This is a genomic window from Halobacillus campisalis (genome assembly GCF_030345335.1).
Taxonomy (GTDB): domain Bacteria; phylum Bacillota; class Bacilli; order Bacillales; family Halobacillaceae; genus Halobacillus_A; species Halobacillus_A campisalis.
The window spans coordinates 1-14,440 of record NZ_JAPVRC010000002.1 but is presented as its reverse complement, the minus strand read 5'-3'; the positions used below and the strand labels follow the sequence as shown (position 1 = coordinate 14,440).

Annotated in this window: 12 protein-coding genes, 2 tRNA genes and 1 rRNA gene; 2 read left to right on the top strand and 13 right to left on the bottom strand. The window is 44.2% G+C overall.

All coding sequences use genetic code 11. The features are described from left to right. The first annotated feature begins 22 nt into the window (after positions 1-22). Positions 23-1,957 (top strand): ABC-F family ATP-binding cassette domain-containing protein, encoded by a 1,935-nt coding sequence (locus O2Q26_RS04470; protein WP_289214757.1) that lies wholly within the window; start codon positions 23-25, stop codon positions 1,955-1,957. Positions 1,958-3,195: 1,238 nt separating this feature from the next. On the opposite strand, the gene O2Q26_RS04465 is transcribed toward O2Q26_RS04470, so the two are convergent. The 4 genes from O2Q26_RS04465 to dacB form a co-directional block, all read right to left on the bottom strand. Continuing rightward, the gene (locus O2Q26_RS04465; protein ID WP_289214756.1) at positions 3,196-3,660 is read right to left on the bottom strand and encodes a thioesterase family protein; all 465 of its coding nucleotides are present in this window, start codon (positions 3,658-3,660) and stop codon (positions 3,196-3,198) included. A gap of 13 nt (positions 3,661-3,673) precedes the next feature. Next, on the bottom strand, positions 3,674-4,618 hold the full coding sequence (locus O2Q26_RS04460; RefSeq protein WP_289214755.1) for a 3-hydroxyacyl-CoA dehydrogenase NAD-binding domain-containing protein: 945 nt from the start codon (positions 4,616-4,618) through the stop codon (positions 3,674-3,676). Between the two features lie 2 nt (positions 4,619-4,620). Then, positions 4,621-5,511, bottom strand: a complete 891-nt coding sequence (locus O2Q26_RS04455; protein WP_289214754.1) for a beta-keto acid cleavage family enzyme — start codon at positions 5,509-5,511, stop codon at positions 4,621-4,623. Positions 5,512-5,951: 440 nt separating this feature from the next. After that, positions 5,952-7,454 carry a D-alanyl-D-alanine carboxypeptidase/D-alanyl-D-alanine endopeptidase gene (gene dacB / locus O2Q26_RS04450; protein ID WP_289214753.1) on the bottom strand — a complete coding sequence of 501 codons (1,503 nt, stop codon included), beginning with the start codon at positions 7,452-7,454 and terminating at the stop codon, positions 5,952-5,954. A gap of 267 nt (positions 7,455-7,721) precedes the next feature. Here dacB and brnQ point away from each other — a divergent pair, with 267 nt between their 5' ends. Next, on the top strand, positions 7,722-9,092 hold the full coding sequence (gene brnQ / locus O2Q26_RS04445) for a branched-chain amino acid transport system II carrier protein (RefSeq protein WP_289214752.1): 1,371 nt from the start codon (positions 7,722-7,724) through the stop codon (positions 9,090-9,092). 177 nt (positions 9,093-9,269) lie between these two features. Here the strand turns inward: brnQ and O2Q26_RS04440 are convergent, their stop codons facing one another. The 9 genes from O2Q26_RS04440 to rrf form a co-directional block, all read right to left on the bottom strand. Then, positions 9,270-9,830, bottom strand: coding sequence for a TetR/AcrR family transcriptional regulator (locus O2Q26_RS04440; RefSeq protein ID WP_289214751.1), 561 nt, complete (start codon positions 9,828-9,830; stop codon positions 9,270-9,272). A gap of 360 nt (positions 9,831-10,190) precedes the next feature. Continuing rightward, complete coding sequence (gene tsaD / locus O2Q26_RS04435) at positions 10,191-11,222, bottom strand: tRNA (adenosine(37)-N6)-threonylcarbamoyltransferase complex transferase subunit TsaD (protein WP_289214750.1); 1,032 nt, start codon at positions 11,220-11,222, stop codon at positions 10,191-10,193. Further along, complete coding sequence (gene rimI, locus O2Q26_RS04430) at positions 11,219-11,665, bottom strand: ribosomal protein S18-alanine N-acetyltransferase (RefSeq protein WP_289214749.1); 447 nt, start codon at positions 11,663-11,665, stop codon at positions 11,219-11,221. Before rimI ends, tsaD begins: the two co-directional genes overlap by 4 nt. Then, positions 11,666-12,352 (bottom strand): tRNA (adenosine(37)-N6)-threonylcarbamoyltransferase complex dimerization subunit type 1 TsaB, encoded by a 687-nt coding sequence (tsaB, locus tag O2Q26_RS04425; protein WP_289214748.1) that lies wholly within the window; start codon positions 12,350-12,352, stop codon positions 11,666-11,668. After that, positions 12,349-12,804 carry a tRNA (adenosine(37)-N6)-threonylcarbamoyltransferase complex ATPase subunit type 1 TsaE gene (gene tsaE / locus O2Q26_RS04420; protein WP_289214747.1) on the bottom strand — a complete coding sequence of 152 codons (456 nt, stop codon included), beginning with the start codon at positions 12,802-12,804 and terminating at the stop codon, positions 12,349-12,351. The genes tsaB and tsaE overlap by 4 nt, the downstream gene beginning before the upstream one ends. Before the next feature lies 1 nt (position 12,805). Next, positions 12,806-13,774 (bottom strand): thiamine-phosphate kinase, encoded by a 969-nt coding sequence (gene thiL / locus O2Q26_RS04415; protein WP_289214746.1) that lies wholly within the window; start codon positions 13,772-13,774, stop codon positions 12,806-12,808. Positions 13,775-13,918: 144 nt separating this feature from the next. Further along, a tRNA-Asp gene (locus O2Q26_RS04410) sits at positions 13,919-13,995 on the bottom strand. A gap of 48 nt (positions 13,996-14,043) precedes the next feature. Continuing rightward, positions 14,044-14,120, bottom strand: a tRNA-Met gene (locus tag O2Q26_RS04405). 194 nt (positions 14,121-14,314) lie between these two features. Next, a 5S ribosomal RNA gene (gene rrf, locus O2Q26_RS04400) occupies positions 14,315-14,428 on the bottom strand. Positions 14,429-14,440: the final 12 nt, after the last annotated feature.

The following is a 14,440-nucleotide window of genomic DNA, read 5'->3' as shown; positions in this document are numbered from 1 at the left end:
TGTCTCATTGAGGTGAAACGAAATGATTCTGATGCAATTGAACCAATTGACAAAGCGATTCGGGGCAGAGTTGATTTTAGAAAATATTAAATTGGAAGTCCAGATGCATGATCGTCTGGCAATTGTCGGCAGAAACGGAGCAGGGAAAAGTACCTTGCTGAAAATGATGGCCGGTGATATGAGTTATGATTCGGGTGATATTTTCAAACCAAAGGACGTGACGATGGGCTACCTCGCACAAAATACGGGGCTGCAGTCGTCCGATACAATATGGAATGAAATGGAAAGTGTTTTCTCCCATATAAAGAAGCTTGAAAAAGAACTGCGTACGATGGAAGCCGATATGGCAGATCCTGACCTTCTTAACGACTATGAAGCGTACCAGAAACTATTGAAAACGTATGATGACAAGCAGGATTATTTTAAAATGACGGGCGGTTATCAATACGAGGCGGAAATCAAGTCGGTACTGAACGGCTTGAATTTCCACAACTTCGATTGGAGCACTCCGATCTCAAGCTTGAGCGGCGGACAGAAAACACGTCTTGCGCTAGGCAAGCTGCTTTTGACGAAGCCTGACGTCTTGATTCTCGATGAACCGACCAACCATTTGGACATCGATACACTTGCCTGGCTCGAAGGTTATCTTCAAGGCTATGAAGGCGCGGTCGTCATCGTATCCCACGACCGTTACTTCCTTGATAAAGTCGTCAATACCGTCTATGAAATCGCCCACCAGGGGTCGAAAAAGTATCACGGCAACTACAGCAGCTATTTAAAGAAAAAAGAAGAAGATTATGAGCTGGAGCTGAAGCATTACGAGAAGCAGCAAAGCGAAATTAAACAGATGGAAGAGTTTGTCCAGAAAAACATCGTCCGTGCGACGACGAGTAAGCGGGCACAAAGCCGACGTAAGCAGCTCGAGAAAATGGACAAGCTCGATAAACCGAAAGCTGATCAGCAATCGGCAAAGTTCAGTTTCCAGGTGGAGAAGAAAAGCGGAAATGACGTGTTGAAGCTGCGGGATCTGGCATTCAGCTATAACCGCGAAGCGCCGTATTTGTTCGAACACCTGTCACTTGATGTCCAGCGCGGTGATTCCTTTGCTCTCGTCGGACCAAACGGCGTCGGGAAAACGACATTGTTGAAAACGATCACCAGGGAGCTAGAAGCCGTAAAAGGCGACATGAAAATCGGTACAAATGTCCAGATCGGCTACTATGACCAGGAGCAGACAAAGCTGAACTCGAAGAAATCCGTCCTCAACGAATTATGGGACGATTATCCACACAAAAATGAAAAAGATATCCGTACGATCTTAGGTAACTTCCTATTTTCCGGAGAAGATGTGCTAAAACCCGTATCGGCACTGAGCGGTGGCGAGAAAGCACGGCTGGCGTTAGCAAAGCTGATGATGCAGGAAGCGAACTTCCTCGTTCTCGATGAGCCGACCAACCACCTCGATTTAGATAGTAAAGAGGTGCTTGAAGCAGCGCTTGTAGATTACCCTGGCACCCTGCTTTTCGTGTCCCACGACCGTTATTTCATTAACAAAATCGCCTCCCAGGTCGTCGAGATGAAACCGGAACAAACCCGCGTCTTCCTCGGAGACTACGATTACTATGTACACAAACTGCAGGAAGAGGAAGAACTGAGACAGCTGGAAGAAGCCGAACGAGCCCAGTTTGAAACGAAACCTTCCGAGCAGGAAACGAAAACGAGCTTTCAGCAGGATAAAGCCCAGAAAAGCGAAGAACGTAAACGAAAGCGGCGTATCACTGAGATTGAACAGGAAATTGAACAAATCGAAGCAAAAGTGGAAGAAAATGATGCGCTGTTATGTGAGCCGGAGATTTTCCAGGATCACGAGAAATCACTGGAGCTGACAGAAAGGAATGAACAGTATCAGGAGCGGATGGAAGCTCTGCTTGAAGAATGGGAAGCTTTGGATTCCTAAAGAGATATGCTCAGAGTGTCGATAGATACTCTGAGCATTTATTATGTACTATTTTCCAAGTCTCAACTTACTATAAATATGGCTAATGCGATGAAGGATCCAACGATAGCAACTACATAAATCATTGAAAGAGCGGTTAAATTTTTTCGTGTGGAAGAACTATAATTCTCATCACTTTTCCCTGCGACTAATAATGTTAATACTAATCCGATTAAAGATACAATGGCAATGATTATGATAGCAATCTTAATAATACTCACCTCTATCTGTTTGACGTTACTGCTTCCTCATTATATTTATCTTAGCATATATACAAACCTCCGCTGCTTACTTATAAAAAGTTCTTTTTAATTTCCGTGGTGACCTGTACTAAGCTCCCTTTTATCTCATGCCAAGACTTCGAGATATAAGGGAGTTTTCGTTCCTAATGAATGGAGTTTGAAGGTCCGGGAAATCACTCGCTTTCAATCAGAATGGGAATATTTCATGAGGTGCTTCACATAAAAAATAACCGCTTTTGAATGAGAGCCGTTTCGAGACTTTTGTATGTAGAGATGGCGGCTTTAGAAAACGGATCGCTTTCCGCGGGCATGTGGTGAGCTTCCTCAGGCTTCGCCTTCCGGGATCTCACAGACCATGTACATCCCGCAGGAGTCTCACCGTTTTCTAAAGCCACCATACGTTTGAAAGGTACTCGAAACGACCTTCAAGTTTCAAGAGTTATTAAAACTAAAATTGCTATAACCACGGCATTGTCGTGTGATGCCCCCGCAATTATTTAAGAACACTTATGTTCAAGCGGGTTCGAAATGCATATATAGTGATGGGTGGGGAGATTATGGGGAGACTTCCAGCTTTGAAAGCGGAAGCGCTTCTTTCAGCGTAATGTAATACGCAGGTTAGATGAGACCCCTGAAGACCCTTCTGTTCAAATGCACAAGGGTTCGTTCATTTCATTTGGGATGGGGGGGTTGGGAAACGGCGAGACTCCCGCGGGAGAAGGGTCTAGGCAAGATCCCACAGGGCGAAGCCCGAGGAAGCTTGCCAGGTCCCCCGCAGGAAAGCGAGTTGTTTCCCAACCACACCTGAATTTTCGTACGGTAACAAACCCATCGTCTCGGAATATTCAACCATCCTGCTGTATTGTTGAATAACTTTCTTATGAAATAACGACGTTTAACATAACCTATAAAAAAGACAAGCACCCAGTCTCCTGGAATGCTTGTCTTCCGCTTCTTTTATTTCCTTCGAATACCGATTGTCCGGCCTGCCTGTTTTGGCTGTTCCTGATTCGCATGCTTCTGATAGACGGCATCCAATTTTTCTTCAACTGCTTTTGGAAAAGGAGCAGCACGCCCTTCGTTTTGATCGACACCCATCAGCATTTCTTCTAATGTGGCGACAAGATCTCCCTCAGCGTTATGCATAGATAAAAATAAGTGGACGCGCTTCGCATCATAATCCAGCACCTGGGCTGTAATGGTAAATGACGCTCCTTCTTTCATCTCCTGCAAGTAACACGTATGGGTTTCTAATGTGAACATCGTGTACTGAAAATGGCTGCGGGATGGTTCATCGAGTCCGATATGATCGACAAAAGCATCGGTCGCCTGACTGAATGCTCGATTGTATTCCGCATCGTTCATGTGACCGTTGTAATCGACCCACTCTGAAGGGACGGTGTATTTAAATTGAAAATCCACGACGACCTCTCCTTTATACGTTGGTTTTCTCTTGCTCTTTTGGCCAATACTCCTGAACTAAATCGTATAATCGAATTAAAAATTCGTTACGATTTTGATCAAGTTCGGACATGGACATGCCGTTTGACTGCGCTTCACAGCCTGACACTACTTTATTATAAAGGTTATCCGTAAGCTCTGGTGCTTCCAGCTTCGTCCACGGCTTTTTCAATGCGGGTCCGAATTGTTTCAGCATGTGGCGCATGCCGCCCTCGCCGCCTGCTAAGTGGAAGGTTAAGAAAGGTCCATATTGCGCATAACGAAGACCGGCGCCGTGCGTGAATGCTTTATCGACTTCTTCTGTCGTGGCGATACCTTCGTTGACGATGTGAAGAGATTCTCTCCAGATCGCTTCAATGAGACGGTCGGCAATGTGACCTTCAATCTCATGGCGCACGAGCAGTACCCTCATATTAATGCTTTCGTAAAAAGCCTTCGCTCTTTCTACATTCTCTAAAGTTGTCTGTTTTCCTGCAACGACTTCAACGAGCGGCAGAATATAAACCGGGTGGAAAGGATGCGCGACTACGAAACGTTCAGGATGCTGAAGGTTCTCCTGCAGTTCTGATGGCATGATGCCAGACGTACTGGACCCGATTAGTGCTTCTGGTTTTGCATGCTCGTCAATACTATGCAGTACCTTTTGTTTCAACTCTTCTACTTCCGGAACGTTTTCTTGTATGAAATCAGCATCCTTTACGGCATCTGCTAATTCTTTTTCAAACGTCAAACGTTCCTTGGAAGCTCCTTCCGCTAAACCAAGCGCTTCTGCGAAAGGCCAGCCCTGATCAACCGCTTGACGCATGCGTTCTTTTGCTCCTTCAGCTGGGTCTGTGGCCACAACGTCGTATCCTTGAGCAAGCATACGAGTAATCCAGCCATTCCCGATGACTCCTGTTCCTACTATTGCGATTTTCATGGTTATTTACCTCCAGACGGATGGCGTAGATTGAAATATTCACGTGCTTCCTGGGGAGTCATTGGTTCTAGATCTAATCCGTTCAGCATCGTAACAGCTTTATCTACCAGCTGTTCATTTTTCGCAGGGACGCCTTTTGATAAATAAATATTATCCTCTAACCCGACGCGGACATTTCCTCCAAGGAGTGCCGATTGAGAAGCCATCGGCATCTGCATACGTCCGATGCCAAAAGCAGACCAGTGCGCATTCTCCGGAATCCTGTTCTGCATATAAATCATCGTCTCAGCATCCGCAGCCGCTCCCCATGGAATACCTAGACAAAACTGATACATCGGATCTCCATCGACCAGTCCTTCTTTCACTAATTGATTCGCAAAACGAATGTGCCCGGTGTCGAAACACTCAAGCTCCGGCTTTACGCCGCTCTCCTGAATAAGTTTCGCCTGGTCTCTCAGCCAGTCCGTCGGGCTCATATAAATCATGTCGCCGAAGTTCGTGCTTCCGCAATCGAGTGTACACATTTCGGGAAGCAGCTCGCCCACCGGCTCGTGACGCTCTGCAGGAGTTTGTATGTCTGTACCATCTCCGCCAGCAGCCGGGGTGTTCAAACTTGGGATGAAATCTCCCCCGCCCCCGGAGGTAATATTAATGATCACATCTGTCTCTGATTCACGAATGCGATCAACGATTTCCCGATAATGTTCGACATCATGGCTGATGCCGCCAGTCTTATGATCACGGGCATGGACATGCGCAACCGTCGCTCCTGCTTTTGCTGATTCAATCGCTGATTCTGCGATTTCTTTCGGTGTCACCGGTACATGTGGATTTTTTTCTAACGTGTCTCCTGCCCCTGTAACGGCAGAAGTAAGCAATACTTTATGTTTCATTCAAAAGATCCTCCTTTGAATTGATATTTGTTTCGATCTGGATAAAGTGTACCATCCGGACTGTTTACTTTCAATCCTTTGTGATAGTTAACCTTTCTCTCTTTTGTATCACACTGCAGATCAGCATTACCGAGTCCTGTACACTCTGCGTCTTCACTTTATAAGATCCTATTATCAATAATTAAATCTTTATCTACTTAATAATCTTTCAAAAAGTTCTCAAATCCACCTTTATAATCAACCGTCTGGATTGTATAGTTTAAAATGCAAAAAAATTTAAAAGGCTGCTGGATTATCGTGAGGAACAACTTATGAATTGGAAAACGTTTTGAGGGGTTTTGTCTTAGAACTTGAATGTTTTCACTACAAGCTGATTCACCAGCTTCTCTGAGGAGCTGGTGAATTTTTATTATTTGCTTGCCTGATATCGAGGATAATGATTACTCGTCAGCTTCGGAGTTATGTTCCGCTAACATCACAGCAATTTCATCTCCAATGGATTGGACGCCTTCGAGATAGTTGTTTAAAACGACTGAGAAAATAAGCTTTTCTCCGTCTTCTGTTGTCACATATCCCGACAAAGAATTCACTCCTGTTATGGATCCTGTTTTCGCTTGTACATTATCTTCTGCAGCCGTATTGCCCATTCTGTATCGCAGTGTTCCGCCGACAAAGCGTTCACTATTTCCGGCAACAGGAAGAGAATTCAAATAAGCTGGGAACCACTCTTTGTTTTGAACTTGGTAAAGCAGCTTTGAAATTTCGTTTGCAGGGACCATGTTCACATGTGACATGCCGGACCCGTCACGCAGTCTCATCGTCTCAGCATTGACGTCGTTATCGTGAAGAAAATCTTCCACCACTTCAAAACCCTTATCCCAGCTGCCTTCATCATGGACAACTTTACCCATCTCTTTGATCAACACTTCCGCATGGCCGTTATTACTGAGCTTCATAAATGGAATAAACAGCTCTTCCAGTGGCATGGACTCGTTATCTACAAGTAATTCTGCTGATTCGGGAGTTTTTCCGTCTGCACGTGTTTCACCCTTAACTTTTATTCCTTCTTTGCCTAATGCCTTGTGAAATAAATCTAAAGTAAGCCCTGCAGGTTCTGAAACAGCCACCCAGGAGCGTGATCGTGTGCCTTCAATCGGGATTTCTCCTTCAACAACAATTTGATTGGTGCCATGCTCACGTTCAATGGAAATATCTTTAGGCTGATCGGAAGCTGTGGTCTCTGTTTTATTAACAATTTGCACATAATCATTTTCAGGAGTGACTTTTACCTCCGCCTCCTCCCCTTCTTCATCTGCAGGATACACTTCGACAATCACAGTGCCCGCATCATAATCTTCGTTTGGTGATACAGTTAGTGCTGAGATTTGAGCAGCTGTATAGTTGGTTTCATCATTCCACGAGATATCCTCTGATAATCGAATATCGTCATACCATGTATCATCAGCAAGAAGATCTCCTTTGACCTCCTCTATACCAGCTTCTTTTACGGACTGAGCAAATGCTTGAATGTCATCTTCCATTACCGTCGGGTCGCCTTTGCCTTTTAAGTATAAGTCACCATGCAGCTTCTTACCTTTGATGCTTCCGTCGGTTAATACCTCTGTTGTGAACGTATAGTCGGGACCTAGCGTTTCAAGGGCAGCAGCACCGGTTAAAAGTTTCATATTAGAAGCGGGTTTTAATCGAATATCACCGTCGTTTTCATACAACAGTTCTCCACTCTCAGCTGAACGTACACTAACACCAGCTAATGCTCCATCTAACCTCCCATCATTTAAAATTTCGTCAATTTGAGTTGATAACGCTGTGTCCTCAGATGAAGCATTTACTTGAGTGTCTTCCACGGCTTGGGAAGGAGCGAACGTTAAGAACGCGATGAGAAACAGAATAACCATTTGCTTACTTTTAATTGATAACTTCATTATGTATCTTCCTCCTTCAATATTTTGATTCCTTTAAGCCTAGCAAAGGAGACAGAATTTTTTAACAATTTTATGTAAAATTATCCAAAATAGCTCCATAGGAGGATTTATTATACTTCTAGCTTATTCCAATACGAGTATTTTTATTTAAGTCGTGGAGCTTTAGATTGATATTTCATATTGTTCCTTTTCCCAATCCCTGATAGTATTATTTTTATTGTTTTAAAAATGCAGTACTCATTTTACAACGAGAAGGGAACAAGAAATATGCAAAACAAAATACCATTTTCTACGTATGCTCTAATAGGTACGATGTTGTTTGGGCTGTACTTTGGGGCGGGGAACTTAATTTTCCCGATCCAGTTAGGTCAGATGGCCGGAACAAACTTCTGGCCGGCATTAATCGGCTTTATCGTGACAGCAATAGGTCTGCCGTTTTTAGGAATTTTAGCCATTGGATTATCAGGAAGTAATGGCTTGCGTGATTTAGCGAGCCGCGTTCATCCTCTATTTGGGCTCACCTTTGCGATGATTCTTTACTTAACCATCGGTCCGTTTTTTGCCATTCCACGAACAGCAACTGTACCATTTGTTATCGGTTTTGAACCGTTTATGAATCCGGATCATGCAAGTTTATGGTTAGGAATCTTCAGCTTCTTATTCTTTGGGGTTGTCTATTATTTCTCTCTAAATCCAGCCAAAATTATGGATTACATCGGAAAATACTTAACGCCGACATTCTTAGTGTTCTTATTCGTATTAATCATTGTGGCGATTGTTCGACCAATGGGGAGCTTTGGCGCACCTGCGGGTGACTACAATCAACTGGCGTTTATGACAGGCTTTAAAGAAGGCTATAACACGATGGATGCTCTAGCCTCTCTCGCTTTCGGTATTGTTGTTATTCATGCGATTAAAAGCCAGGGAATTACAGACACGAAGGCCATTGCAAAAACGACCTGGAAGTCAGGCATCTTCGCCATGGGCTTAATGATGGTGATTTATGGGTTGATTGCCTATATGGGGGCTTCTAGTGTAGCAGCTGTTGGGACATTCGATAATGGTGGCCTGATCTTTGCGGCAGTCGCTCAATATTTTTTCGGGTCGTTTGGGGCGATTTTACTTGCTATTATTATTGTGCTGGCTTGTTTGAAGACAAGCATAGGGCTGATCAGTGCGTGCAGTGAATTTTTTCATGAAACATTTCCAAAAGTCAGCTATCAGGCGTTCGTACTTGTGCTATGTCTAGTATCCTTTACAATCGCAAACTTCGGCTTAAACAACATCATACAATTTGCTTTGCCGGTATTGATGTTTTTATATCCGCTGGCTATTGTCCTTATTTTATTAGGGCTGTGCTCTTCCCTATTCGACCACAAGCGCAGTGTATATGCCACATCCATGTTCTTTACGTTTTTCGTCAGTATCGTTGATGGCTACAGTACCTTAGCTGAAAGCGTTCCTGGGGCGACTCTTTCATCAATTGAATCAGTGAAGCAGCTTTACCTTGAGTATTTACCGCTTTATGATATCGGGCTTGGCTGGATATTACCTGCTTTAGCCGGTGCCTTGATCGGCGGCTTTTGGCCGGCACGAGAGGGTTCCCATTCACGATCTACAACTATTGAAAATAACTGATTCCATAGTCTCTAAGAAAGAACAAACAAAAACAAGCCAGAAAAAACGCCTCTAATTAACCTTTAGAGGTGTTTTTTCTGGCTTTTTAGTCGCATTCGGTTGTTATTTTAATGACTAATCCTAGTTCCTTTGAGTGCTTTTCATTTTACTTTAGCATTTCAACTTCACACGATAGAATTACTGTTTTTTTGTCTGCTCTTCTGTTCTGTGCGTATGTTCGGTTAACCGCTCAAGAACCTCTTTCCTAAGACTGGGGTTCAAAGGGCCAAGACCAAAAATTTCTGACAGCCATAAGCCATCAACCGCCAGGCGCATGATAGTAGCATCTACTTGATCAATTCCGTCATGCTCGATATGATTCTGCCAATCTGCATATGTATCTTGCAACGGCTTGAGCAGTTTAGTGTTCATCCCCTGAGCTGCTAACATTCCAGCACTGATCGTTTCGTTTTCCAAGCTTTTTGCATGCATGACGTTAATAAATGATCTGGCCCATTTGCCCGTCTCTTCTGTATCTTTTTCCACAAGCTCCTCAACATTGGCACGATAGATTTCATTCATATGCTGCACAAGCCCCTGCACGAGAGCTTCTTTTGTCGAAAAGTGATACAAGAGTCCACCTTTGCTGACCTCTGCTCTTTTAGAGACAGCATCTAACGTTAAAGCATCACTGCCCTGCTCTTTAACGATTAACGCGGCAGCTTCTAAGATTTTATGCCGTTTCGATTCTCTAGGCATGCTCATTCCCTCATTTACTAAGTACGTTTTTCCATCATGTTATCAGTAGTTCACAGGTTTTTCAATTTAATCAAAATGCCCGTTGCATAGAGTTGAATGTCAACTATAATCTTATCCACATACTTTTCAACAGTTGTGTATGGATATTATCGGTTTTCAACATTTTAATCCACACTATCCACAGGTAGTTGTCAACTTATCCACAAAAATTGGTAGCGTTTTCTCTCCTTTAATTTCAATATGATAATTATTTTATCCACTGCATAAATATACAAATGTGCATAACTTTTAAAGTCACCTCCTTCTACAGCCTTACGTTAAGCCACTCCCTCATGAAAAAAACTCCCTTATTAAGGGAGTTTAGGAGCCTCTTTTACCGTACATTTCCAAGTCTAAGCCAGGGTTTGCGTTCAAATCATAACCGGAACGATGTCCCTGTTGATAAGCCACAGCGCCTGCTGCTGCAATCATCGCTGCGTTATCTGTGCATAAGTGCAGTGGAGGAATGAGTAATTCACACTCCTCTTCTTTAAACTTATCCTTTAACGCCGCGCGTAATCCTTTATTTGCTGCAACTCCACCGGCCACAATGACCTGCTTCACTCCATATTCTTTAGCGGCCTTATATGTTTTTGTGGATAACACGTCCACTACACTTTCTTGAAAACTCGCTGCCACATCTTGTGGAGGAATTTCTTCATTTTTCTGCTTCGCGTTGTGCAGCTTGTTGATAACTGCTGACTTTAAACCACTGAAGCTAAAATCATAGGATCCATCCTCAAGCCATGCTCTTGGAAAATCAATCGAGACTTCTCCTTCCTGAGCAAGCTTATCGATGTGTGGACCACCTGGATAAGGAAGCTTTAACGTACGTGCTACTTTGTCGTACGCTTCACCTGCGGCATCGTCACGCGTTTCTCCAATCACTTCAAAGCTTCCATGCTCGTCCATTAAAATAAGCTCTGTATGGCCCCCGGAAACTACGAGAGAAAGCAGTGGAAATTCGAATTCTTTTTCTAACCGATTGGCGTAAATATGACCAGCGATATGATGCACGCCGACTAGCGGCTTCTGCTTGGCGAACGCCAGTGCTTTTGCAGCATTGACCCCCACAAGTAATGCTCCGACAAGCCCAGGGCCTTCTGTTACCGCAATGGTTTCAATATCATCGATCGTCATTTCTGCCTGCGTAAGCGCCTCTTCCAGCGTCAGCGTAATCTGTTCGATATGGTGACGGGAAGCAATTTCCGGAACAACTCCGCCAAACCGCTTATGGCTTTCTATTTGAGAAGCCACCACATTCGTTACTAGCTCGCGTTCATTTTTTACAATAGCCACAGCTGTTTCATCACAGCTCGTTTCAATCGCTAAAACATATTGATCTTTACTCATTTTAACCCCACCCACATGACTAATGCGTCTTCTCCATTGTCAGTATAGTAATTTTTCCTTATACCGCCAGGCACAAGTCCGAATTTACGATATAAATGCTGCGCTGCCATATTGGACACCCGTACCTCCAGGCTCAGCTGAATGGCTCCCATCTCAATGACCTGTTCAAAAGAATAGCGGAACAGCTGCTCGCCGTACTTTTTCCCGCGGTGATCTGGATGGATCGCAATATTGGTTACGTGCGCTTCATCAATAATCAGCCAGACGCCGCAATACCCGAAAACTTCCCCTTGATTTTCAATGACATAATAGTGCGCGTAAGGATTCTCGCCGTTTACTTCATTTCTGAACGTTTCCTCTGTCCAGGGTACGGCAAAGGCAGCATGCTCTACTACCATTACTTGAGCAATATCCTCTTCTTTCATTTCTCTCACCTGTACCATTTACCGTTTCTCCTGCTGAGCCAGCCACTTCGCTTCTGCTTCGGGAATACGCAAATAATTCGGTACGAGCTCATGAAGGGAAGCCGGCTCTTTCTCCATTGCCGCAAGCGCCAGATAGGAGGGGCTCGGGTAATGACAGCCTGCGTCAGCAATGACAGCTTGATCTCCTAAGTATTCTTCAATCATATCTTTGTGTAACGCTATGTCCTGACTTAAGAACAGTATCGGTGCGTTGAGATCTTTTAATGACGCCAGCCAATCTGACATTAGAAGGTTCGTCTCTTCTTTGATGAGATTTAGCTTCGTATCATACAAGCCCGTATAAACAAGACCTCTTCTAGCATCAAAAAAAGGACAGATATATCCTTCATAAAGGCGACCCTGGCTGGCCAAGGCCTTAAGGCTCGAGATCCCGACTACTGGAATACCTAACGACCATGCCATCGTTTTCGCTGTCGTTAAGCCGATCCGCACCCCTGTGTAAGAGCCTGGGCCGTGAGCTACTGCTATTCGATCCAGTTCTTCAGGCTTCGTTTGCGTGTCACGCATCAATTGATCAATCGCAGGCATCAAACGAATCGAATGATTTTTTTTCACGTTAGTCATTAGTTCGCCTGCCACTATTCCGTCTTTAACTATGGAGAGACCTAACACATCATTTGACGTATCCATCGCCAGCACATTCATGTACTCATCTCCTTACACACTTGTTCAAAATGATTGGAACGAGCAGTAATAGAGATTTTTCGTGACGTATCGTCCACATACTCAATCGTTAATTCTAAACGCTCCTCTGGCAAGTAATCTTCAATGAACTGTGACCACTCCACTACAGTCACACCTTCTCCATTAAAAAACTCTTCAAACCCTAAATCCTCATCACTATCCTCTAGACGATATACATCCATATGATAGAAAGGAATCCGTCCCATATACTCTTTTATAATCGTAAATGTGGGACTATTCACCGTTCGTTTAACTCCAAGCCCTTTTGCCAGGCCTTTCGTAAAGGTCGTTTTCCCTGCACCTAAATCGCCCTCAAGCGTCAGCACATCGCCACCTTGCAGCAAGCCTCCAAGCTTCTCCGCAAACTGCTTCGTATCCTCTTCTGAATGCGTTGTCCATGTTATTGTCGTCATTCTAATCACGTTCCTCTTGCAAATGGGTATACCCCGATTTATTTAGAATGGAGCGTTTTCCTTCCTTATAAAGGTAGACGGCACCATTTTGACCGCTTTCTTTCACTCTGCCAATTTCAACGACTGGCGTATTCGCTTGCTTCGCAACCTCGACGATGTGGGGCCATTCCTTTTCACTAACCGTGCCTATTAACTCAAAATCTTCTCCTCCTGAAAGCACCCAGTCTTCATAACGAGAAGGGAACAACTCAGAAATTTGAGAGGTGTAAGGGATTTGCTCAAAGTTTAAATGAAGCTCAACCTTTGAAGCTTCAGCAATCTCATTTGCTTCATTAGCAATTCCATCACTTACGTCATTTAACGCAACACGAGAGAAGGACGATAATCGTTTGGCAAAATTAATACGCGGATCAGGTGTACGATGCCTTTGTATTAAATATGGATCATTCACCCCATTAAGTATACATTCAAGTCCCGCGCGAGCGTCACCTAATGTACCCGTCGCAAAGACGATATCTCCTGATTGAGCGGCACTTCGATAGCGCGCTTTATCTTTTACGACGTAGCCAAAAACCGTAATGGAGACACAAAGCTGCTTGCCAGAAACCGTATCGCCCCCAATTAAATCCATATGGTATTCGCTGGCAAGCGAGCGCATGCCCCGATATACTTCTCCCAGCTCTTCCTGTGTCCAATCGCTTGGAACGACAAGTGATACTAAGTAAAAGGCAGGCGTGCTTCCCATCGCAGCTAAATCACTTAGATTCGCAGCCAGCGCCCGGTAACCTATATGGTATGGCTGCATTGTCTCTCTGGAAAAATGAACGTCCTCCACCATCGTATCGACCGCCGTCACAATATCCTCAGAAGGCTGACGGAACACGGCAGCATCATCACTCACTCCCTTAATCAGCGAAGGCTGTAAATAGGCGGACGGCCGGATCGAATCGATAAAAGAAAACTCGTCCATAGCTAAAACCCCTCTCGTCCTGCGTTAAAGAAACCGTACGTTTCTTCACAATAAAACCATTATACCAAGTAATATCATGAAAATAAAAAAAGACAAAAGAAAAGCCTTAGGAAAGAATCCCTAAGGCTGTAATATTAGATGTAATGGCGGTCCGGACGGGACTCGAACCCGCGACCTCCTGCGTGACAGGCAGGCATTCTAACCAACTGAACTACCGGACCATTTAAAACACTACTAAACTCAACACAAGTTGAGCTTTGAAAATAATTTGGTTGCGGGGGCAGGATTTGAACCTGCGACCTCCGGGTTATGAGCCCGACGAGCTACCGAACTGCTCTACCCCGCGATATTGTGGAAAACTCTTTATAAGTTCCCATTATAATTTTTGTAAGACTGCTCCTCACGTTGCAAGCTTATTCGTTGAAGCTTACGCTCGTCGCAAGACCTACAGGGATGTTTTGCAAGATGTTTTACGGTCTTGCTCTACCCCGCGATATTGTGGGAATAATCTTTAAGTTCCCATAAAATTTAATTGAAACGACGTAGCAGCGTCCTACTCTCACGGGGGTAAACCCGACTACCATCGGCGCTGAAGAGCTTAACTACTGTGTTCGGCATGGGAACAGGTGTGACCTCTTCGCTGTCGCCACTACATCGTTGATTGAG